Source organism: Winslowiella iniecta (assembly GCF_001267535.1).
Taxonomy (GTDB): domain Bacteria; phylum Pseudomonadota; class Gammaproteobacteria; order Enterobacterales; family Enterobacteriaceae; genus Erwinia; species Erwinia iniecta.
The window spans coordinates 93,373-116,075 of record NZ_JRXE01000002.1 but is presented as its reverse complement, the minus strand read 5'-3'; the positions used below and the strand labels follow the sequence as shown (position 1 = coordinate 116,075).

Here is a 22,703-nt window from a genome sequence, read left to right as displayed (position 1 = left end):
CCGCCTTCACGGAAAGTTATTCTGCGCGCACATCCACCAGCACCGGACAATGCGCACGTTCAATGACCGCTGCGCTGACGGAGCCTTTCAGCAAGCGGTTAAATGGCGAGAGATGACGACGCCCCATAATGATCATTGTGGCTTTCAGTTCGTTGGCCTGCGCCACAATAGTTTCTGCCGACTCGCCTGCCACTACCCGGCCACGCGCATTCACCCCGGCGCGCAGTAGCTGCGCCAGCGCATGTCGCACGGCGGCTTCGGCGGTGTTCTGTTCATCCTGCGCCGCGCCGAAATCAGCCGGGTCTTCACCGGCGGTAATATCCAGCGGACCGGCCGGGGTCGAATAGCTGGGGTCAACACAACAAATCACCACCACTTCAGCCTGCATTGCCAGCGCCTGTTCGGTTGCCAGCGTAACCACCTTGCGGGCAACAACTGAATTATCGACTGCCACTAACAGCGTTTTCATCTCTCTCTCCCTTAATCGCGAGCGGTAATTTTACCAATCTCACGCGTCATTGCCTCTTTGCACTTGAGAATTTCAGCGCGATACTGCGCTTCGTTCAGTTGAAAACGTGCACAGGGCACCAGTAATGAAATGCTGAAACGCCCAAGCACGGTATCAATGGCTACCGCCATGGTGGAGATGCCCTCCAGCGTTTCACCTCGATCGTAAGAGACGCCGGTGTGGCGCACCTCTTTCAGATGTGCCAACAGTTCCGGCAGCGTTTTAATGGTGTTTTGCGTGATCGCCCTGTACGCCTCGCCCACCAGCGTACGGGCATCGTCATCCCCCTCCAGCGCCAGCAACGCACGGCCGCCCGAGGTGCTGTACAACGGCAGGTTCAGGCCAATGCGTGGTACCACCCGCAGCTCCCGATCGGCAACCACATAGTGCAAAATCGCCAGCTGTGTACCGCTGGCGCGCGACAACGATACCGTTTCGCCCGTCGCATCGCAGAGCGTCTGTAAATAGGGCTTGGCGATTTCCACCACATCAGTATGCACACCGGACAACAGCCGCAGCAGCGCAGGCCCGAGACGTACACCGCCAGCCCCCTGAATACGCACCATCTGGACAGAATCAAGTGCAGCCACAATACGCTGCACGGTGGATCGCGGCAGATCGACCGCCTGGGCAATTTCCCCCAGACTCATGCCATTCGACTGTTCACCTAAGGCATTAAGAATTTTCGCGGCGCGAGCGATGACCTGAATGCCACCCGCTTTTTCATCGTCACGACGTTGAGGATTTTCAGACACAGACATGATGTTCTCTTTCTTATCAGGGCACAGAGATTTTAGCGCTTATTGCGCACTTTTTACAGCTTGTACCACATTGCAATACAGTAAACCACGATGTAATATGCAGCCCGCTGTATCACATCGCAATACAGTGCATCGAATATAAGAATTAGTTATGGAGCCTCTGCTATGAACGGCCAGCCCGCTGCGGCACCGGTCCCCCATCCTTTTACCCTGCGCCTGGCGCTCGGTTTAGTGGGGGTACTGATCGCTGCGCTCACCTCGGGTTTAAACGATCGCGTCAGTGATATTGCACTGGCTGACGTACGTGCAGCCCTCGGCATCAGTTATGACCAGGGTAGCTGGGTGATTGCGGTTTATCAGGCGGCGGAAGTCGCCACCATGATGATTGCGCCGTGGTTTGCCGTCACCTTTTCACTGCGTCGCTTTGCCATTGGCGTGTCGGTCGGTTTTGCCGTGACCGGTGCACTGCTGCCGTTCGCGCCGGATTTCAATACGGTTATCGCGCTGCGCGTGCTACAGGGAATTTTTGGTGGGGCGCTACCGCCATTACTGATGACCGTCGCCCTGCGCTTTTTGCCACCGCCGATAAAACTGTTCGGACTCAGCGCCTATGCATTAACCGCCACCTTTGGGCCCAATATGGCCGCTTCACTGGCGGCATTCTGGACCGATTCGGTGGGCTGGCAATTTGTCTTCTGGCAGGTGATTCCCCCGATGCTGGTGGCCGGCGTGTTAATCGGCTGGGGCTTACCGCAGGATCCCACCCGTTTCGAACGCTTTAAGCAAATCGACCTGTTCGGCATGCTGACCGGATGTAGTGGCATGGCATTGCTGATTATGACGCTGGCGCAGGGCGAACGGCTGGACTGGCTGAACTCGCCTTTAATCTGCGCCATGCTGCTCAGTTCGCTGGCGCTGCTGCTGGTGTTCTTTATTAATGAGTGGTTTCATCCGCTGCCGCTGTTTAAGTTACAGCTTCTGGCACGCAGAAATCAGGCGCACGGCCTGCTGGTGCTGGCCGGGGTGCTGACCGTTGCGCTGTCCGGTTCAGCCTTGCCTTCGGCCTATTTTGCGCAAGTGGAAGGCTTCCGCACCGTGCAGTTTGCGCCGCTGGCGCTGACGATTGGCCTGCCACAGTTAATTATTGCGCCGCTGGTTGCTGCGCTGCTGAATCTGCGCTGGATTGATTGCCGCTGGATGCTGTCACTGGGCGCTGCGCTGATGGCCGGCTCCTGCCTGATGGGTGCCCAGCTGACCAGCGACTGGGCGCGTGAGAATTTCTGGATGATTCAGATTATGCAGGCGTTTGGTCAGCCGATGATGATCGTCTCGGTGCTGATGAGCGCCACCAGCGTGGTACTGCCGCCAGAAGGCCCGTTTGCCTCGGCGATGTTTAACACCGTGCGCGGTTTCTCCAGCGTGGCGGCGGGCACCCTGGTCGAATGTTTTCTCAGCCATCGCCAGCAATTTCATTCACATACCCTGCTCGACCAGGCAGCCAACCGCCCGTGGCTGATGACCGCCGATTCCGCTGCCAGCGCCAGCCGTTCTGCACCGCTGCTGCCTGATGGCAGCATCAGTTCGGTCGAAAATATCGGCCATTTCTCCACGCTGGTAAAACAGCAGAGTGTGGTGCTGAGCATCAGCGATAGCTATCTGATGCTGATCGGCTTCGCCACCCTGCTGGTGCTGCTTACCGTCTGGCTGCCAAAACGCGTCTGGCCGCCGCAAACCCTTATTCAACCTGTCACGCACACACCGAGAACCTGATTATGCGTTTCACACCTGCAAAACGAACCCTTCTGCTGACACTGCTGCTGGTTATCCTGCTGGCAATCGCGCTGTTTATCTGGTCGACGATGACGCAAAAAAGTTATCGCACCGATGATGCGTATATCACCGCTGACTATACGCTGGTGGCGCCGAAAATTTCTGGCTATATCGCCAATGTGAATGTCACTGATAACCAGCAGGTTAACGCTGGCGATCTGCTGGCCACGCTGGACGATCGCGATTATCGCGTGGCGCTGGAAACCGCGCAGGCCAATCTGCAAATCAGTCAGGCGAAGCTGACCAGCATCGAAGCCCAGTTGGATCAGCAGCAGGCGGTGATTAACCAGTCCCGTGCCGCCGTGAGCTCCAGCCAGGCGACCCTTAGCTACGCCGGGCAGAATGCGGATCGTTACCGTCAGCTGTTAAAATCCGGTACCGCCACCGCTGACGAACAGCAAAAAGCCAGCTCAACCATGCGCGCCGCGGCGGCACAAGTGCAGCAGGATCAGGCCGCGCTGCTGGCGTCGAGTAAGCAAGTCGGGATTTTGCAGGCCAGTCTGAAGCAGGCGAAAGCGGATATCGCCGCCTCGCAAGCCAGCGTCGATCAGGCGCAGCTTAATCTCTCGTATACCCGCGTCACCGCACCGGTTTCCGGCGTGGTCGGTCAGCGCTCACTGCGTGAAGGGGCGTTTGTTTCGGCGGGGACGCGTTTACTGGCGGTGGTGCCGTTACAGCAAAGCTATGTGGTGGCGAACTTCCTTGAAACGCAGCTGGCAAATGTTCAGCCGGGTCAGGCGGTCGCCATTGAAGTGGATGCCCTGCCCGGCAGCCATTTCCGTGGTCATGTTGACAGCATCGCCCCCGCGACCGGCAGCACCTTCTCCGCTATCGCGGCGGATAACGCCACCGGTAATTTCACTAAAGTGGTTCAGCGTCTGCCGGTAAAAATCGTGCTGGATGCTGACCAGCCGGATCTTGCCCGGCTGCGCGTCGGCATGTCCGTGGTGCCACAGATTCTGGTTAAATAATTGTTAAGAACGTCTCAGAACAAGACTATTTATTTTGCAGATGTTTCCGCGTAGATTAGTCGCGATCCTGCTCCGGGTTACCCGGGGCAACCTGAGATGAAAGCGTGCTGCACCCTAATAAGCTCACCTTTCTCTCAATCTGTTGCGTTATGTGGGCCTGGGATCACCACTGTCGTAACTGCTCAGAGGAGTTATCTGGTGAAATACGCTTTGATGGGAATCTCTTTTTTCCTGTGCATCTGGGTCGGCACTTTTATGTTAATGGTTTAAAACGGTATTTCTCCAGGGTTGATGCCCGGAATACCGTCAGGACGGGAGCCGAAGACGGCTCCCCTACAGCATTCCAGAAATTCCGGTGATTTTACCTTACACGATCGGCATTAGCCGAAAACGGCTCCCCTGCGTGTTTTCAGTTATTCCGACGTGGTTACGCCATCCGCTCGAAACATCGCTTTAATTCCCCTGACCGCCTGACGAATTCGGTCGCTGTTTTCAATCAGCGCAAAGCGCACATGGGTATCGCCATAATCGCCAAAGCCAATGCCGGGCGACACGCAAACTTTCGCTTCCTGTAACATATGTTTAGCGAACTCCAGCGAACCTAAATGCGCATAGTGATCGGGAATTTTCGCCCAGACGTACATCGATGCTTTCGGCATCTCAACCATCCAGCCCGCTTCATGCAATCCTTTCACCAGCACATCACGGCGGCGTTTATACTGCGCGGCAATATCGTGCACGCACTGCTGATCGCCTTCCAGCGCGGCAATCGCCGCCACTTGTAACGGGGTAAAAGTGCCGTAATCGTGGTAGCTTTTAATCCGCGCCAGCGCACTGACCAGCTCTTTATTGCCCACCATAAATCCAATGCGCCAGCCAGCCATATTGTAACTTTTCGACAGCGTAAAGAACTCCACCGCCACATCGCGCGCACCCGGCACCTGCATAATGGAGGGCGCTTTCCAGCCGTCATAGACAATATCGGCGTAGGCCAGATCGTGGATCACCAACACATTATACTGTTTCGCCAGCGCAATAACCCGCTCGAAGAAATCCAGCTCCACGCATTGCGCGGTCGGGTTGGAGGGAAAACCGAGGATCATCATCTTCGGTTTCGGATAGCTTTCACGTATCGCACGCTCCAGCTCATTAAAGAAGTCGACACCTGCCACCAGCGGCACGGAACGTACCTGCGCACCGGCAATCACTGCGCCATAAATATGAATCGGATAGCTGGGATTTGGCACCAGAACGGTGTCGCCATGATCAAGCGTGGCCAGCATCAGATGCGCCAGCCCCTCTTTCGATCCAATGGTGACAATCGCTTCCGACTCAGAATCGATATCCACCTGATAGCGATCGGCATACCAGCGCGAGATCGCCCGGCGCAGACGCGGGATACCGCGTGACGTGGAATAACCGTGGGTATCGTCGCGCTGAGCAACGGTACAGAGTTTTTCGACAATATGCGGCGGCGTCGGGCCATCCGGGTTGCCCATGCTGAAATCGATAATATCTTCGCCACGCCGACGCGCAGCCATTTTCAGCTCAGCAGTAATATTGAACACATAAGGGGGGAGACGTTCGATACGAGAAAAACGACGAGTTGAACCGTTGTCAGCCATAGCATCCTCTGATTTACGTAAGCGCCCGGACCGTCCGAGCGACGCTGACCACTGTGGTGGTCGAGGAATGAACATATCGTACTGTTTGCCAGGCTGTCGAGAGGGCAGGATAAAATTTTTTCAACAGACCTTATTCAGGCGACCAAACACCCAATCGTTCACCCACTCCCCGCGCAGCAGATAATTATCCCGTAGCGTGCCTTCCAGTACAAAACCATTTTTTTCCAGCACGCGCCGTGATGCCCAGTTTCCTTCCACCACTGAGGCTTTCAGTTTGTGGAATTCGCACTGTTCGGCTAAAAACTGGCACAGCGCCTGTAACGCCTCACTGGCATATCCATGCCCCCAGTATTGCGGCAGCATGGAGTAACCGACCTCAACCTGACGGTGCGGACGCCAGTCGGCATTTGCCCCCAGCATTCCCAGTGCTTCACCACTGTCGCGCAGCCGCACCACCATACACAGCATGTGATAGCTGGTGGTTTGCCATGGTGCCAGACGCTCATTAAAGCGCTGTCGAATATCACTGAGCGCGGGGATCTCGCTGATCCATTGCATCACCTGGTTATCCGTATGCAGCGCGTTGAACAATTGCCAGTCTTCCGGTTGCAGCTTGCTTAATACCAGCCGTTTTGTCGTCAGATGCATAGCCTTCTCTCTAAAAGGGGAAGTTTAGTTTTAAAGTCAGCCCTGTTTAATTCCGCTTTTTTGCGTTCTGATGGCTACTGACTTACCAATAAAAACTATTCTGAGCTGTGTGACAGACCTGGAGAACATCTTATGCCATCACTACAGATTGACGATATCCCCGCCGCCATTCGTGCGATAAAGATCAAGTTACGCGCTGAATTACCCAATTACCGTGACGTATTTCAACAAGTTGAAGCCGATATGCGCCGCCAGATCGATCAACTGCATAGCGCAGAAGCGGCAGGCGTTCATCCGGTGCCGCAACTGGACGCTGACGACATTATTCAGGGGCGAATTAGCGAGCAGCAAAAACAGCAGGTCAGACAACGCGGCTGCTGCACCATTCGCGGCGTCTTTCCGGTGGAAACCGCCCGGCAGTGGAATCAGGAAGTGGGTAACTACCTTGAGCGTAATAACTTTGTTGAGCGCCTGAAACATGCGGCAGAAGATAATTACTTTGGCGATTTAAAAGCCAGCAAACCGCAAATCTACGGCATTTACTGGTCTGCGCCGCAGGTGGAAGCGCGTCAGCATCAACGCATGACCGCCGTGCAAGTTTTCCTGAACAGCCTGTGGCAAAGCGAAAGCCATGGCCAGCAGCATTTTGACCCGCAGCGCGTGGTGACCTATGCCGATCGCACCCGCCGCCGCCCACCCAATTCCCGTTCGCTGGGGCTGTCGCCACATGTGGATGGCGGTTCCATCGAGCGTTGGCTGGATGAAAATTTTCGCCATGTGTATCGCGCGGTATTTAACGGCAACTGGCAGCAATATAATCCGTTTGATGCGGAAAAACGCAGCGAAGTACGCGAATGTCCGTCACCGGCGGTCTGTTCCATGTTCCGTACTTTCCAGGGCTGGACGGCGCTGACGCCGCAGCGCAAGCATGGCGGCACGCTGCGGTTACTGCCGGTGGCCAACGCCATGGCCTATATTTTGCTGCGCGCACTCCAGGATGATGTACCGGAAGACGATCTCTGTGGTGCTGCGCCTGGTCGGGCATTATCGGTCGGCGAAATATGGCATCCTCTTTTACTGGAAGGGATTTCCTCAATTCCCGACATGGAGCCGGGAGATACGGTCTTCTGGCACTGCGATGTGATTCATGCGGTTGAAAACGATCATCAGGGCGAGTTTGACAGTAATGTTATGTATATCGCCGCAGCGCCATGGTGTGAGAAAAACGCGGCATATCTGCAACGCCAGTGGCCGGCATTTGTTGAGGGTAAATCTCCGCCGGACTTTGCCGCCGATGACTTTGAGGTCGATTTCATCGGCCGCGCCGGTGAACAGAGCCTGACCACCTTAGGTAAGGCGCAACTTAAAGGCTAATCATGACGGGGCGAAGGCTTTCGCCCCGCGATTTAACCCGGCAAAATTGATCTGAAGCCGCTAAGCGGCAATCTTCCGCCTGCTTGCCTGGCACATTACCGTCAGTTTCCTTATGATTGGGGCTTCAGTCTTAGCCTTGCGGGATGCCTGTGCAATCCATTTTTGACATGTTGCTGGCGGTATTTGACCGCGCGGCGCTGATGTTAATCAGCTTGTTCTTTATGACGCGTACGCGTCACTTCCGTCAGTTACTGCAAAAAGATCAGCATTCGCGTCAGGAGCTGGTTGCGGTTACCGCGATCTTTTCGCTGTTCGCGCTGTTTGGCACCTGGAGCGGCATTAACGTTGACGGCTCGCTGGTTAACGTCCGGGTGATTGCGGTGATGTCCGGCGGGATTCTGTTTGGTCCGTGGGTCGGCATTGCCACCGGCGTGATTGCCGGCGTTCACCGTTTTCTGATCGATATCCACGGTGTAACCTCGGTTCCTTGCCTGATCACCAGTATTGCCGCCGGATTTATCGCGGGCTGGATCAATCTGAAAGTGGCGAAGGACAAACAGTGGAGCGTCGGTATTTTTGGCGGCATGCTGTGCGAATCGCTGACCATGCTGTTAATTGTACTGTGGGCCGAGCCTAAATCGCTGGGTCTGGCCATCGTCTCTGAAATTGCCATCCCGATGATTCTCGGCGCGGTGTGCATCGGCTTGATTGTGCTACTGGTGCAGAGCGTCGAAGGTGAAAAAGAGGCGATTGCCGCGCGTCAGGCCAAGCTGGCGCTGGATATTGCCAATAAAACCCTGCCGCTGTTTCGCCAGGTAAACAGCCAGTCGCTGCGCAAGGTATGCGATATTATTCGCTGCGATATCAACGCCGATGCGGTAGCAATTACCAATAAAAATCAGATCCTTGCCTACGTCGGCTTTGGTGAACAGAACTATCACAACGGTGACGATGGCATCAGCCCGACCACCGCGCAGGCGATTGCTACCGGAAAAATCATCATTAAGAACAATGATGAAGCGCACCGCACCCCGGATATTCACTCGATGATTGTGATTCCGCTGCGCGAAAAAGGCGAAGTGACCGGAACGCTGAAAATTTACTATCGCCACGCGCACCGTATTACCTGGTCGCTAAAAGAGATGGCAATTGGGCTGTCGCAAATTATCTCGACGCAGCTGGAAGTTTCGCGCGCCGAACAGCTGCGTGAAATGGCGAATAAAGCCGAACTACGCGCGCTGCAAAGCAAGATTAACCCGCACTTTCTGTTTAACGCGCTGAATGCCATCTCCTCCTCAATCCGGCTGAATCCCGATACCGCTCGTCAGTTAATTATCAATCTGTCGCGCTATCTGCGTTATAACCTTGAGTTCAGCGATGATGACGCCATCGACATTAAAAAAGAGCTGTATCAAATCAAGGACTATATTGCGATTGAGCAGGCGCGTTTTGGTGACAAACTGACGGTCATTTATGAAGTCGATGAAGATGTGGCCTGCAAAGTACCCAGTCTGTTAATCCAGCCGCTGGTGGAAAATGCCATTGTGCACGGCATTCAGCCCTGCCGGGGCAAAGGCGTGGTGGTGCTGGCGGTACAGGATCAGGGTAATCGGGTGCGCATTTCGGTGCGCGATACCGGCAATGGCATCAGTGATGAAGTGATCGCACGGGTGGAAAATAATGAAATGCCCGGCAATAAAATTGGTTTGCTTAATGTACATCATCGCGTGAAGTTACTGTATGGCGAAGGATTGCAGATTTACCGACTGAATCCCGGTACGGAAATCGCGTTCTACGTCAGTAAAAATGGCAGTTCGCTGCCAGAAAATAATGGTTCACTTTCGGTGTGATACGCCGTTTTTCGGGGAATAGCTTGTGAATGCGATTATTGTCGAAGATGAGTTTCTCGCCCAGCAAGAATTAAGCTGGCTGATTAACCAACATAGCCAGATTAAGATTGAAGCCAGCTTCGATGATGGCCTCGACGTGCTGAAGTATCTGCAAAATCACCAGGTCGACGTGATCTTCCTTGATATTAATATTCCCTCCCTCGATGGGGTGCTGCTGGCGCAAAATATCAGCAAATTCGCGCATAAGCCGCTGATTGTATTTATTACCGCCTATAAAGAACATGCGGTGGAAGCCTTTGAACTGGAAGCTTTCGACTATATTCTGAAACCGTATCATGAGTCGCGAATCGTCACGATGCTGCGCAAGCTGGAGCTGACTCACCAGCAAAATCAGCAGGCGCAAATGCCTGGCACGGCGCAGACGCGTCACACGCAAATGACCATCAATTTAGAGAAAGATGAGCGCATTATCGTCACTGATATTAACGATATTTATTATGCCGAAGCCCATGAAAAGATGACGTTTGTCTATACGCGGCGCGAGGAGTATGTGATGTCGATGAATATCACCGAGTTTTGTAGCCGCCTGCCGGAAGAGTATTTCTTCCGCTGTCACCGCTCCTGGTGCGTGAATCTGAGTAAGATCCGCGAAATCGAGCCGTGGTTTAACAACACCTATATTTTGAAGCTACGCGATCTGGATTTTCAGGTGCCGGTCAGCAGAAGTAAAGTTAAGGCATTCAGACAGTTAATGCGGCTGTAGCTCCAGGGGAGTCGTTTTCGGCTCCGGCACTGATGGCATGCATCCTCGGCACGGGCGGCGAGAACGCCGCCCGTGCGAGAGCGTTTAAAGCACGCGTCCCAGTGTCTGACGCAGATGGGCACCGGCGCCCAGCAGGCCAGGCTGATCGTGGGTGATCATATACACCGGAATATCCGTGACATAGTCGCGAAAACGCCCTTTATCTTCAAATGCCGCACGGAAACCTGAAGATTTAAAGAATTCGAGGAAGCGCGGCACAATCCCCCCGGCGATATACACGCCGCCAAAGGTGCCCAGCGTCAGCGCCAGATTGCCGCCAAAACGCCCCATAATTACGCAGAAAAGCGCCAGTGCACGACGGCAGTCGATACAGCTGTCTTCCAGCGCACGCGTGGAGACATCTTTTGGCGTCAGGTTTTCTGGTACACGGTCATCTGATTTTACAATCGCCCGATACAGATTAACCAGCCCCATTCCCGACAGCACGCGCTCGGCAGAAACATGACCAATTTCAGCACGCAGCACTTCCAGAATCAGGTCTTCCTCTTCGCTGTTAGGCGCAAAATCAACGTGACCGCCCTCACCCGGCAAACTGACCCAGCGCTTGTCGACGTGTACCAGGTGGGCCACGCCCAGTCCGGTTCCGGCACCGTATACCGCAATCGGACGGTCTTTAACCGCTTCTTTCCCGCCAAACTGAATCACATCTGCGGCGGACAGCATCGGAATCGCCATTGATACCGCGGTAAAGTCGTTAATAATTTCCAGATGGTCAAAACCCAGATTGGCCTTCAGCAGCTTAGTGGAGAATGCCCAGTCATGATTGGTCATCTCGACCCAGTCTTCAGTGATCGGGCAGGCAATGGCGATACAGCCATCTTTAATATCCTGCTGTTGCTCATCGAGGAAGACGCGAATAACCGCTTCAAGGCTGTCATAATCTGATGTCGGGAAAGTTTTGACCTGCGATATGCTGCCGGTTTCCACATCGCACAAGGCAAGCCGCGCGTTAGTGCCGCCAACATCGCCTGTCAAAGCATATTTTGTCATTCTTCTGCTGCTCCGTTTACGTCAATGAGTACCACTATAAATTTCCCCCGATAAAACAACAACGCTCACCGGGAAGAAAGGTGAGCGTAAAGTTGAAAAAAAGCCTGTTATACCTTATCTGTCAGCGGCCACGCTGCCCAGCGGCATCTTTCCGAAAAGTCATGATGAGTTACGCTGGTTTAACGCTGCGCTTACCGCCTGCAACAGCGGCGGAACATCCATCGCGGGCAAGACCACTTCAACCAGCGACAGGCGCGGGCTGGCGGCAATCACCTTCATGACGTCCGTCAACTGGACGGTCTCCACCACCCGCCAGCTTTGCGCCGGGCAATGCACGCTTAACGCCTGGGGCAACTGGGTCCAGTTCCAGGCGGCGATATCATTATAGCGCTGCTCAGCGCCATGAATCGCCCGTTCTACCGTATAGCCGTTATTATTCAGCAGGAAAATGATCGGCTTCAGGCCATCGCGCATCATCGAACTTAACTCCTGAATGGTCAGCTGCGCCGAGCCGTCGCCGATTATCAGAATTACCCGCCGCTCCGTATCGGCGGTTTGCGCGCCAAATGTTGCCGGTAAACTGTAACCAATCGATCCCCATAATGGCTGTACCAGCAGCTGGCAGTTTTGCGGCAGGCGCAGCGCGGCGGCACCAAAAGCGGCGGTTCCCTGATCTGCCACCAGCAGATCGCCCGGCCGGATAAAATTCTGCATAGCCTGCCAGAAGGCATTCTGGCTAAGCTCGCTCCCCGCTGCGGGCGGCAACGCTGGCGGTGATGGCGCAGTGATCGACCATTGCTGTTGATAGCGTAAACAGAGCTGGTGCAGCGCCGCGACTGCCGCCTGCATCGGCAGATGATCAAACTGGCGATCACCAATGCGGCTGAAAAATGGCTGAATATCGATAAAACGGCGCGCATCAATCTGCTGGCTGAAACCGGCGGTGATGGTATCGCTAAAACGCACGCCGACGCCAATAATCACCCCGGCTTCCTCGATGGCGCCGCGGGTGGAATCGATGCTGGCGGCACCGGCATAAGTCCCCACAAAGCCCGGCTGCTGTTCAGACAGCACGCCTTTGCCCATGAGTAAGGTGGCGTGCGGCAGAGGAACCTGTTGCAGCCAGGCTGCCAGCGCGCGGGTAACACCAAAACGATCGGCGAGAAAATCGGCCAGTAGCGAAACGCTTTTCGCCTGCGCCAGCATCTGTTCTGCCGCATCGCTAAATGCCGCCAGCACGGCACGATGATCCGGCGCAGTCGGCAAACTCAAGGTTGATTGCGGCAATGCCGCCGGGGCAGCCGCCACATCAGTCGACAATAACAAATAGCCAGGACGGCGCTGAATCAGCACTTCCGCCAGCACCCGATCGATTTCCTTGCAGGCATTGTCCGGCGTTAACGCCGCCTGCGCGACGCTGACCGGCTGAGACATCCGCAGGAACGATGAGAAGTCGCCCTCACCAAGCGAATGGTGAATTAAATCCCCTTGCTGCTGCGCACTTAGCGAAGGCGCGCCAACAATATGTATCACCGGCAGATACTCGGCATAGCTGCCCGCAATGCCGTTAATTGCACTTAATTCGCCGACGCCAAAAGTCGTCAGCAATGCCGCGGCAGGTCGACAGCGGGCATAGCCATCGGCGGCATAGGCCGCATTCAGCTCATTGGTACAACCGACCCAGGTGAGCTGAGGATGATCAATGACGTGATCGAGAAACTGCAGGTTATAGTCGCCGGGAACGCCGAAGAGATGTTCAATACCGATTTCATTAAGTCGATACAGCAGATAATCGCCAACCGTGGTCGTGCTCATTGTCAGACCCCTTATTATCAAACTTATTATTTAGTATCGAATAATTAGCAATAACGGCGACCTGACAGCCGATGCTGATACGCTTGTCTCTGGCAACAGAACGTTACACGTGCGGAATTTTCTGTAAGTTGCGATACAGGGCGCGGAACCGGTTAGTGTAAACGCATACACTGCTATGCTGTAAGGCTTACCGACCCTAAAAACAGCAGGATAAAAACATGCACTATCTTCCCGATGCCGGGCGCTATCAACAGATGGAATATCGCCGCTGCGGACGTAGCGGCCTGAAACTTCCGGCGATTTCGCTGGGTTTATGGCATAACTTCGGCGATAGCACGCTGCTGGAGAACAGCCGTAATTTGCTGCGCCATGCGTTTGATCGTGGAATCACCCATTTCGATCTGGCCAATAACTATGGACCACCGCCGGGCTCGGCCGAGGAGAATTTCGGGCGTATCCTGCGCGAAGACTTTTATGCCTATCGTGACGAGCTGATTATTTCATCGAAAGCCGGTTATACCATGTGGGATGGCCCCTACGGCGACTGGGGATCCCGTAAGTATCTGGTTTCCAGCCTCGATCAGAGCCTGAAGCGTATGGGACTGGAGTACGTTGATATCTTCTATCACCACCGGCCGGACCCGGAAACGCCGCTGGAAGAGACCATGGGCGCGCTCGACCATCTGGTGCGTCAGGGGAAAGCGCTGTACGCGGCGATCTCTAACTATCCGGCAGACCTGGCGCAGCAGGCTATCGCTATCCTGCGCGATCTCGGGACGCCATGCCTGATCCATCAGCCGAAGTATTCCATGTTTGAACGCACACCGGAGGACGGACTGCTGGAGGTGTTAAATCAGGGCGGCGTCGGCAGTATCGCCTTTTCACCGCTGGCAGGCGGCATGCTGACCGATCGGTATTTACAGGGCGTGCCGCAGGATTCCCGTGCCGCCAGCGGCAGCCGTTTCCTGAACAGCGATCAGCTGACGGAAGAGAAAATGGCGAAAGTGCGTCAGCTCAATCAGCTGGCGGCAGATCGCGGTCAGAAGCTGTCACAGATGGCGCTGGCGTGGGTGCTTCGCGGCGATCGCGTCACCTCGGTATTAATCGGTGCCAGTAAAACCAGCCAGATTGATGATGCGGTGGAGATGCTGGCGAATCGCCAGTTCAGCGAGCAGGAGCTGGAGCAGATTGACGCCATTTTAGTGTAAACGCTTACCCCGCCGGATTGACGGCGGGTTTCCCCGAAACAGAATAGTCCTAAATCAATTTTTCCCGCAAATTTTCAGAAAGAAACCGAAAGATAACCGTGCGCGTACACGATAATCTTCCCTGACCCAGCGGTGCAGCCAGCCGCTGATAAGGAGATAATATGAAACGTGCCATTATTTTTGCCGCCTTGCTGGCAAGCTTATCGCCTTTGGCTATCCACACAGCACAAGCCAATAGCGCAGAAATTACTTTATTGCCCGGTGTGACACTGCATCTGGGAGACCGTGACGACCGTGGCCACTACTGGGACGGCGGCCACTGGCGGAATGACCGCTGGTGGCGTGATAATTATCAGTGGGAAAAAGGTCGCTGGTGGCGTCACGAAGAGTGGCGTCGTCATAAAGAGTGGGAACGTCAGCAAGCCTGGCGCGAACATGAACGCAAGCGTGAATGGAAACATCGTGAGCGCGAACGTCGACACCAGCATCATGAATGGAAAAAACATCATCGTCATCATCATGATGATTAAGCGCTGAAAGGGGCGGCAGAGCGCCGCCCCTGGAAAAAATGACAGAATTAAATTAAAGCCCTAACGCCATTCCCACCAGCAGATAGATATTCAGCGCCACCACCAGCAGCACAATCACTTTGCCGGTATTCTGCATCAGGCGTGAATTCACCATATCGCCCATCAGCTCGCGGTTGCCGGTAAATGCCAGCAGCGGCACCAGCGCCAGTGCAATACCAAAACTCAGCAGCACCTGACTCATCACCAGAATACGCGTGGGGTCCCAGCCGGCCATAATGACGATAAAGGAAGGCAGCATCGTGACCACCCGGCGTACCCACAGCGGAATATGGAAACGGATAAATCCCTGCATCACCACTTGCCCTGCCAGCGTGCCAACCACCGTTGACGACAGCCCCGCCGCCACCAGACTCAGACCAAATACCGTTGCAGCCGCATGACTGAGCAACGGCTCCAGCGTCAGATACGCCTGTTCCAGATCGGCGATGCCGCTATGGCCGCTAAAGTGGAAGGCCGCGGCGGCGGTCGCCATCATCGCCAGGTTAACAAAACCGGCAATGGTCATCGCAATCGCCACATCCAGCTTGGTCGCCGAGTAACGCTCAGCGCGTGAGCTTTTCTCGCCGCGCTGGGTCAGCGACGAGTGCAGGTATATAACATGCGGCATTATGGTCGCGCCCAGTACACCGGCAGCAAGAAACACGGCATCAGCGGTCGGCAGCGAAGGAATGGCCATCCCCTGTATCAAATCGACCACTTTGGGCTGCGAGAAGAACAGCTCGACAATATAGGCAGCAGCGACAAACAGCAGCAGACCGGCAATCACCAGTTCCAGCGGTTTTTGCCCACGACTTTGTAGCATCAGAATCAGGAAGGTGGCGACGCCGGTCAGTACCGCGCCCTGCAACAGAGTGACCCCCAGCAACAGTTTAAAGCCAATTGCCGCGCCGATAAATTCCGCCAGATCGGTCGCCATGGCAATAATTTCCGCCTGTACCCAATAGAACCACACCGCCGGACGCGGAAAACGGTCGCGAATATGTTCAGCCAGATTTTTTCCGGTGGCAATGCCAAGCTTGGCCGACATCAGCTGGATCAGCATCGCCATAACATTGGCCCAGACCACCACCCACAGCAGTTTGTAGCCATAGGAAGCACCTGCCTGAATATTGGTCGCAAAGTTGCCGGGATCGATATAGCCAATCGCCGCAATAAAGGCGGGCCCCATCAGGGCTAATTTAACTTTGCGGACTCCGCGTGCAGCGCGTTGCGCGGTGCGGCTCTCTGACATTTTGCTGCCCCTTGCCTGAAAAGCTTAACTATCCTTCAGGATAAGGATTCTCAAGCGACTGTGAATTCGGTTGTAGTGATTAGTGTAATAGCCAGCGCTATAAAGTATAGCCTTTGCTATAACTCGGGACACAATAGCTGAGAGCTAAATAATGAGCAATCGAATTCACTGTAAGACAGAAAGAGACGGTTAACAACTCATCAGTCGGTTTTTTAAACCGCTTGCAGATGTGATCTGTCAGGCCTTTCTGACGTGGGCAGGTATAGCGAATTGTTATAATGTGGTTTTGATCTCGTTTTTGCGCTTCGCGTTACATAGAATACACAGCGAAATATAACCTGCCTCAAATTTGGAGCAATCATGTCCCGCATTCTGCACTTTGCTTTGGCGCTGGGGGTTGTGGCGTTACTGGCCTTACTGGTCAGCAGCGATCGTAAAAACATCCGCGTTCGTTTTGTCATACAGCTACTGGTGATTGAGGTTCTGCTTGCCTGGTTCTTCCTGAACTCGGAAATCGGCCTCGGATTTGTACAAGGCTTTTCAGAGCTATTTGAGAAACTGCTCAAATATGCCGCAGAAGGGACTAACTTTGTCTTTGGCGGAATGACGGATAAAGGCCTGGCGTTCTTCTTCCTGAACGTACTCTGCCCTATTGTCTTTATCTCCGCATTAATCGGTATTTTGCAGCACTTCCGCATCCTGCCGATTGTTATCCGCGCGATCGGTACCGTGCTGTCAAAAATCAACGGCATGGGCAAGCTGGAATCCTTTAACGCGGTAAGCTCACTGATTTTGGGACAATCAGAAAACTTTATCGCCTATAAGGATATTCTCGGCAAAATGTCGCAACGTCGCATGTACACCATGGCGGCTACGGCGATGTCCACCGTGTCGATGTCAATTGTCGGTGCGTATATGACCATGCTACAGCCGAAATATGTGGTTGCGGCACTGATCCTGAATATGTTCAGTACCTTTATCGTGTTGTCGCTGATCAACCCTTACCGGGTAGACAGCGAGGAAGATCTGCAACTGGCTGATACCCATAAAGGCCAGAGCTTCTTCGAAATGCTGGGCGAATATATTCTGGCCGGTTTTAAAGTGGCGATTATTGTTGCGGCGATGCTGATCGGCTTTATCGCGCTGATCTCAGCGGTCAATGCGCTGTTTGATACCATTTTTGGTATCAGCTTCCAGGCGATTCTCGGCTATGTCTTCTTCCCGTTTGCGTGGATGATGGGCGTACCCACGCATGAAGCCTTGCAGGTTGGCAGCATTATGGCGACCAAACTGGTGTCGAATGAGTTTGTGGCGATGATGGATCTGCAAAAAATCGCCGGTCAGCTGTCACCACGCGGTGAAGGCATCCTGTCGGTATTCCTCGTCTCTTTTGCTAACTTCTCATCTATCGGTATTGTTGCCGGTGCGATTAAAGGTCTGCATGAAGAACAGGGTAACGTGGTTTCGCGCTTTGGCCTGAAACTGCTGTACGGTTCGACTCTGGTTAGCGTGCTTTCAGCATCGATTGCCGGTCTGGTACTGTAAGCAAACCGCAGGGGTCAGCTTAGGTTGGCTCCTGCGTTTCCCACCTGCACTCACTTTCCTGTTAGTGGCAGCATCCGACATTCTCATTCAGCGAATAATCTGCAAAAACTCTTCATGAGGATTTCCTCATTTTACTGAGGAAAAGATTACTAATTTCGGTGTATTAATCAACCGGGAGCAAGTCAGACCACCACAATGTCTGATCGTAATGATTGAGCTATTGTTACATCGCAATGGTCTGCATCTCACATGTATCGTAAAGCACTAAGGATTTGTAAATCAATCATTCTTAAAGATGTTTCTGTTTTCATTGCTGATATTAATTACCCAGAGCCGTTGATAAAAAGCCATCTATCAAAAACCTTAGAAAAAGTTAATTCAAATCGATCACTATTCCACTTTTAACAATCCAGCATCGAACAACCCCAGCACGACATCGCACTGACCGTTCTCATTCTTAGCTGGTGATGCCACTCCCTTTTTAGCTTCTGCCCATAGCTTAGCTTTAGTCGTTTCCGGATGAGACATCAGGTATCGCGCAATATTCATAGCGTATTGCTTGTTCTTGTGCGAGCAAGTACGTTTAGTACCATAGTTACCCTTCGCAATACCAGCCACAAACCCTTCCTGGCATAACCCTAAGAAGGCAGCCTTAGGACATCCCTTACCCCAGCCTGATGCAAGATCACAATCAGGATATGCTCTTGCCAGTGCTACTGCGTGCTTACCATATACACCCATTTTTTTGCCCTCTCTTTATATTAATTTGAATATATAAGAAAAAACGCATATCAGACTGATAATAAGATAATTATTTTTATGATTATTAAATGCTCAATAACTTTGCAAATTCATGTTTCTACTGAGATTGAAGTCCCGGATACATTCAGAAAAAGTTAAGAATGACAAAGTAATGACCGAATTAAAAAAGTGCAGACAGGCGTAGCTCAAGGACAGGCGGCTAACCGTAATAATGACTTATGCCGGTGCTAGCGGGCTAACCAGCTAAAGAGTGTTTACGATTCAGGATTGATATAAAGATAACTGCCTGAGAGATTTAACCAGAAATTGCGCGAATGATAGACTTTAAAACCACTAATCAGGGTAAGATGAAGCAATTTCAAATTGCATTGATGATTTTAAGAAATCTTGCAACACATTGATTTCATAAAAAGAGAATTTGGTGGAGATAAGCGGGATCGAACCGCTGACCTCTTGCATGCCATGCAAGCGCTCTCCCAGCTGAGCTATACCCCCACTACAGAGATAGGTTTTTCAGTTCCAAATCTGCTGGAGTAGATTTGGTGGAGCTAAGCGGGATCGAACCGCTGACCTCTTGCATGCCATGCAAGCGCTCTCCCAGCTGAGCTATAGCCCCGAACCGAAAAACAGTGTCGTATCGACGGACGGCATAATATGAAACCGCCCGGTGGGTGTCAACGGCAAAATAGCTTTCTGTGCGCGATCGCTGAAAAAGGCGTCAATGGCGACAAAATTGACCAATGTTCCCCCCTGATTCGCCAGCAGAATTATCGCTGTTAACTCAATCAGTCTGGCATTCATCAGGCAAAATTGCCGAGTGTGAAGATTTATCACTGCCTGAGCGCGCTATCGACGCTTTGCCGTTAACGGTGAGTTAACAATGACATAAAAAGTCACTTGTTTTTGTTAATTTACCGTGCAAAACTTCGCGCGCTAATTTTTAATCAAAATCCCCTGCTGCTGCGCCAGACGCGCTCTGCCAGTAGCCCGCGTCAGATTTTGGCCTTATTTTTATTTAACAAATACACCAGAGCTATTATGTCCTTGCATTCACCTAAAGAAATCGCAGCAATCGCTATTCAGGCGGGTGTGACGAAGAGTCACGCCTCTGTTTCCACTTTATTGATTCTTGGCTTTATGGCTGGCGCTTTTATCGCTACCGGCTTCCTGCTCGACATTCACGTTATCAACAGTCTTCCCGCAGAATGGGGCTCATTTGGCGGCCTGTTAGGCGCAGCCGTGTTCCCGGTCGGGATTATTATGACCGTGCTGGCCGGCGGCGAACTGCTGACCGGCAATATGATGACGCTGCCGGTGGCCTGGTTTGCCCGTCAGATCAACGGTCTTAGCGTAATGCGTAACTGGTTCTGGGTCACCGTGGCTAACTTTATCGGCAGTATTGCGGTTGCCTGGTTCTTCGGCCATGTGCTCGGTTTGACCGAAGGCGACTACCTGAAAAAAACCGTGGCGATTGCCACAGCCAAAGTTAATGCCGACTTTATGCATGCATTTATTTCTGGCATCGGCTGTAACTGGCTGGTTTGTCTGGCGACGTGGCTGGCATTTGCCAGTAAAGATGTGGTCGGCAAAATCTTCGGCATGTGGTTCCCGGTGATGGCGTTTGTTGCCATCGGCTTCCAGCACGTGGTCGCCAATATGTTTATCATCCCGGCCGCGATTTTCGCCGGTTATCTGAGCTGGGCAGAATACCTGCCTAACTTTGTTGCCGTGTTCCTCGGAAATGCCGTTGGCGGTGCCGTATTTGTCGGTCTCGCCTACTACCTCGCTTACCGTCCGGCGACTGAAAAAGTTAACGCAACGCGCTAATTTCCCCTGCCCTTTGCCGTCCGGCAGAGGGCAAATTATGCTCTGGCTCGCAATTTCTTATCCGTTAGTTATTCCTTTAGCGAATTATTGTAATATGTTCCGCTAATACATTCGTTACAGGGACTGAAACGTGAAAAAGGACTGGTTAACACCTGAAGAGCTGGCAAAGGTGACGGGCTATAGTCGTCAAACCATCAACAAATGGATTAAACGCGAATGCTGGACCACTGCGCCCAAACCCGGAGTACAGGGTGGCAAAGCGCGGATGATTCATATCGATGAGCGGGTAAAAGAGTTTCTGAAATCAACACGTCATGCAGCAGAACCTTCCGCTGCCTATGTGGTGAATCAGAATCCACTGCCTGGCCTGTTAATCACCTCTTTACAGCAGATGACGCCGGAAGAGCAGGCGGGTCTGGCTGCATTACTGGTGCGTGAAGGCATTCAGGGTATCTTGCAGCGGCTGGGAATCAGCGAAGAGTAAAAAAAACCGGAAGCAGCCTGGCTGTTTCCGGTTTTTTGTTGATGGCTAACTGATTAAGCCTGGGCTTCGCGTTGCGCGATATAGCCCAGTGCTTTTTCAATGCGCGCGACCGCACGAGACTTACCGATCGCCTGAACGGTGACGTCCAGTGCCGGAGACTGACCAGCACCGGTCACCGCCACACGCAGCGGCATACCGACCTTGCCCATGCCCACTTCCAGCTCATCCGCCGTCGCCTGAATCGCCTGGTGAACATTCTCTGCCGTCCAGTCGGTGATCGCCGACAGTTTGTCACGCACCACTTCTAATGGCTGACGGGCAACCGGACGCAGGTGCTTTTTCGCCGCATCCGCATCAAACTCATCAAACTCTTCATAGAAGTAGCGGCAGGAAGACGCCATCTCTTTCAGGGTTTTGCAACGCTCGCCCAGCAGTTTAACCAGCTGTGCCAGCTCCGGACCGGTACGCGTATCGATATTTTCCTGCTCGATATGCCATTGCAGATGGGTAGCCACATATTCCGGTGCCAGGGTATTAATATAGTGATGGTTGAGCCACTGCAGTTTTTCGGTGTTGAATGCGCTGGCAGATTTACTCACCGCATCAAGATCGAACAGTTTTTTCATCTCATCAATGCTGAAGATCTCCTGATCGCCATGGGACCAGCCCAGACGCACCAGATAGTTCAGCAACGCTTCCGGTAAGTAACCGTCGTCGCGATACTGCATAACGCCCACTGCGCCATGACGCTTGGAAAGCTTTTTACCGTCGTCACCCAGAATCATCGACACGTGGGCATAGACCGGCACATGCGCGCCAATGGCTTTCAGGATATTGATCTGGCGTGGCGTGTTGTTGATATGATCTTCACCACGGATAACATGGGTGATCGCCATATCCCAGTCATCGATCACGACGCAGAAGTTATAGGTCGGAGAACCGTCGGTGCGACGGATAATCAGATCGTCCAGCTCCTGGTTGCTGAATTCAATCGGACCACGGATCTGGTCGTCAAAAATCACTGAGCCTTCCTGCGGGTTACGGAAACGTACCACACAAGGTTCATCAGCAGCATGATGCTCATGGCTGTCACGGCAGCGACCGTCATAACGTGGCTTCTCATTATTTGCCATCTGGTTTTCGCGCAGCGCTTCCAGACGCTCTTTAGAGCAGTAACACTTATAGGCGGTTCCCGCTTCTAACATCTCGTCAATCACTGCGTTGTAGCGATCAAAACGTTTAGTCTGATAGTAAGGGCCTTCATCCCAGTCGAGGCTCAGCCAGTTCATACCGTCCATAATCGCGTCGATAGCCTGCTGGGTGGAGCGTTCCAGGTCGGTATCTTCTATACGCAGTACAAACTCACCACCCTGGTTACGGGCAAACAGCCAGGAATAAAGGGCGGTACGAGCGCCACCAACGTGCAGATAGCCGGTCGGGCTTGGAGCGAAGCGGGTTTTGATTTTCATTAAACGGTGCCTTATTACGCGGATGCGCGGACAAATTACATAACAGACTAATTTGGCGCTGAGTTAATTGCCTGCATTCTACCACCTGACGGCGATTCCTCAACGACCTTCCCCGGGCTGTACGCAGCAGATGGTGGAATAACGCACAAGAAAACAGAGGTTTTGTTCAAAACGGCAACATCCTGACTAAAATTAAACCGAACGAACATTTTAATTTTAAAAAGCGTTGACTCATTTCGACGGATCCCTATAATGCGACTCCACACAGCGGGGGTGATTAGCTCAGTTGGTAGAGCATCTCCTTTACACGGAGGGGGTCGGCGGTTCGAGCCCGTCATCACCCACCATCTTAACGATGGCCGCAGTGGTAGCAAGAGAGTTGAGACATGGGC

At 53.1% G+C, this 22,703-nt stretch carries 21 protein-coding genes and 3 tRNA genes; 12 read left to right on the top strand and 12 right to left on the bottom strand.

Annotated elements, in window-relative coordinates; all coding sequences use genetic code 11:
• Positions 1–16: 16 nt before the first annotated feature.
• Positions 17–469 carry a universal stress protein gene (locus NG42_RS01700; protein ID WP_052897122.1) on the bottom strand — a complete coding sequence of 151 codons (453 nt, stop codon included), beginning with the start codon at positions 467–469 and terminating at the stop codon, positions 17–19.
• A gap of 11 nt (positions 470–480) precedes the next feature.
• Entirely contained in the window at positions 481–1,269 is a 789-nt protein-coding gene (locus tag NG42_RS01695; RefSeq protein ID WP_156322222.1) for an IclR family transcriptional regulator, read from the bottom strand.
• A gap of 165 nt (positions 1,270–1,434) precedes the next feature.
• On the opposite strand from NG42_RS01695, the gene NG42_RS01690 reads away from it, so the two are divergent.
• From NG42_RS01690 to ypdK, 3 genes are all read left to right on the top strand, one after another.
• Complete coding sequence (locus NG42_RS01690; protein ID WP_052897120.1) at positions 1,435–3,039, top strand: MFS transporter; 1,605 nt, start codon at positions 1,435–1,437, stop codon at positions 3,037–3,039.
• A 2-nt stretch (positions 3,040–3,041) separates the two neighbouring features.
• Entirely contained in the window at positions 3,042–4,070 is a 1,029-nt protein-coding gene (locus NG42_RS01685; RefSeq protein ID WP_052897118.1) for an HlyD family secretion protein, read from the top strand.
• A 198-nt stretch (positions 4,071–4,268) separates the two neighbouring features.
• Positions 4,269–4,340 carry a membrane protein YpdK gene (gene ypdK, locus NG42_RS23830; protein ID WP_156322224.1) on the top strand — a complete coding sequence of 24 codons (72 nt, stop codon included), beginning with the start codon at positions 4,269–4,271 and terminating at the stop codon, positions 4,338–4,340.
• Positions 4,341–4,483: 143 nt separating this feature from the next.
• Here the strand turns inward: ypdK and alaC are convergent, their stop codons facing one another.
• The gene (gene alaC, locus NG42_RS01680) at positions 4,484–5,695 is read right to left on the bottom strand and encodes an alanine transaminase (protein ID WP_052897116.1); all 1,212 of its coding nucleotides are present in this window, start codon (positions 5,693–5,695) and stop codon (positions 4,484–4,486) included.
• Between the two features lie 120 nt (positions 5,696–5,815).
• A complete protein-coding gene (locus NG42_RS01675) occupies positions 5,816–6,343 on the bottom strand; it encodes a GNAT family N-acetyltransferase (RefSeq protein WP_052897114.1) in 528 nt (175 codons plus the stop codon).
• A gap of 132 nt (positions 6,344–6,475) precedes the next feature.
• Between NG42_RS01675 and NG42_RS01670 the strand changes: the two genes are divergently transcribed.
• From NG42_RS01670 to NG42_RS01660, 3 genes are all read left to right on the top strand, one after another.
• Positions 6,476–7,717, top strand: coding sequence for a DUF1479 domain-containing protein (locus NG42_RS01670; protein ID WP_052897112.1), 1,242 nt, complete (start codon positions 6,476–6,478; stop codon positions 7,715–7,717).
• 167 nt (positions 7,718–7,884) lie between these two features.
• Complete coding sequence (locus NG42_RS01665) at positions 7,885–9,567, top strand: sensor histidine kinase (protein WP_052897110.1); 1,683 nt, start codon at positions 7,885–7,887, stop codon at positions 9,565–9,567.
• A 25-nt stretch (positions 9,568–9,592) separates the two neighbouring features.
• Entirely contained in the window at positions 9,593–10,330 is a 738-nt protein-coding gene (locus NG42_RS01660) for a LytR/AlgR family response regulator transcription factor (RefSeq protein ID WP_052897108.1), read from the top strand.
• Positions 10,331–10,414: 84 nt separating this feature from the next.
• Here the strand turns inward: NG42_RS01660 and glk are convergent, their stop codons facing one another.
• On the bottom strand, positions 10,415–11,380 hold the full coding sequence (glk, locus tag NG42_RS01655; RefSeq protein ID WP_052897106.1) for a glucokinase: 966 nt from the start codon (positions 11,378–11,380) through the stop codon (positions 10,415–10,417).
• A gap of 159 nt (positions 11,381–11,539) precedes the next feature.
• Complete coding sequence (locus NG42_RS01650) at positions 11,540–13,195, bottom strand: alpha-keto acid decarboxylase family protein (protein ID WP_052897104.1); 1,656 nt, start codon at positions 13,193–13,195, stop codon at positions 11,540–11,542.
• Between the two features lie 218 nt (positions 13,196–13,413).
• On the opposite strand from NG42_RS01650, the gene mgrA reads away from it, so the two are divergent.
• Positions 13,414–14,403: an L-glyceraldehyde 3-phosphate reductase gene (gene mgrA, locus NG42_RS01645; protein WP_052897102.1), complete on the top strand. Its 990-nt coding sequence runs from the start codon at positions 13,414–13,416 to the stop codon at positions 14,401–14,403.
• A gap of 161 nt (positions 14,404–14,564) precedes the next feature.
• The gene (locus NG42_RS01640) at positions 14,565–14,933 is read left to right on the top strand and encodes a DUF2502 domain-containing protein (protein WP_052897100.1); all 369 of its coding nucleotides are present in this window, start codon (positions 14,565–14,567) and stop codon (positions 14,931–14,933) included.
• Positions 14,934–14,985: 52 nt separating this feature from the next.
• Here the strand turns inward: NG42_RS01640 and NG42_RS01635 are convergent, their stop codons facing one another.
• Positions 14,986–16,224, bottom strand: coding sequence for an Nramp family divalent metal transporter (locus NG42_RS01635; protein ID WP_052897098.1), 1,239 nt, complete (start codon positions 16,222–16,224; stop codon positions 14,986–14,988).
• Positions 16,225–16,584: 360 nt separating this feature from the next.
• Between NG42_RS01635 and NG42_RS01630 the strand changes: the two genes are divergently transcribed.
• Positions 16,585–17,769, top strand: a complete 1,185-nt coding sequence (locus NG42_RS01630; RefSeq protein WP_052897096.1) for a NupC/NupG family nucleoside CNT transporter — start codon at positions 16,585–16,587, stop codon at positions 17,767–17,769.
• 390 nt (positions 17,770–18,159) lie between these two features.
• On the opposite strand, the gene NG42_RS23825 is transcribed toward NG42_RS01630, so the two are convergent.
• From NG42_RS23825 to NG42_RS21805, 4 genes are all read right to left on the bottom strand, one after another.
• Positions 18,160–18,510, bottom strand: coding sequence for a DUF6979 family protein (locus NG42_RS23825; protein ID WP_052897094.1), 351 nt, complete (start codon positions 18,508–18,510; stop codon positions 18,160–18,162).
• A 440-nt stretch (positions 18,511–18,950) separates the two neighbouring features.
• Positions 18,951–19,026 (bottom strand) — tRNA-Ala (locus NG42_RS01620).
• Positions 19,027–19,071: 45 nt separating this feature from the next.
• A tRNA-Ala gene (locus NG42_RS01615) sits at positions 19,072–19,147 on the bottom strand.
• Positions 19,138–19,332: a hypothetical protein gene (locus NG42_RS21805; RefSeq protein WP_072133245.1), complete on the bottom strand. Its 195-nt coding sequence runs from the start codon at positions 19,330–19,332 to the stop codon at positions 19,138–19,140. The genes NG42_RS01615 and NG42_RS21805 overlap by 10 nt, the downstream gene beginning before the upstream one ends.
• A 237-nt stretch (positions 19,333–19,569) precedes the next feature.
• Between NG42_RS21805 and NG42_RS01610 the strand changes: the two genes are divergently transcribed.
• Positions 19,570–20,358, top strand: a complete 789-nt coding sequence (locus tag NG42_RS01610; RefSeq protein ID WP_052897372.1) for a formate/nitrite transporter family protein — start codon at positions 19,570–19,572, stop codon at positions 20,356–20,358.
• A gap of 130 nt (positions 20,359–20,488) precedes the next feature.
• Positions 20,489–20,842: a YfeC-like transcriptional regulator gene (locus tag NG42_RS01605; protein ID WP_052897092.1), complete on the top strand. Its 354-nt coding sequence runs from the start codon at positions 20,489–20,491 to the stop codon at positions 20,840–20,842.
• A 53-nt stretch (positions 20,843–20,895) separates the two neighbouring features.
• Here the strand turns inward: NG42_RS01605 and gltX are convergent, their stop codons facing one another.
• Entirely contained in the window at positions 20,896–22,311 is a 1,416-nt protein-coding gene (gltX, locus tag NG42_RS01600; RefSeq protein WP_052897090.1) for a glutamate--tRNA ligase, read from the bottom strand.
• 271 nt (positions 22,312–22,582) lie between these two features.
• On the opposite strand from gltX, the gene NG42_RS01595 reads away from it, so the two are divergent.
• Positions 22,583–22,658 (top strand) — tRNA-Val (locus NG42_RS01595).
• Positions 22,659–22,703 lie beyond the last annotated feature (45 nt).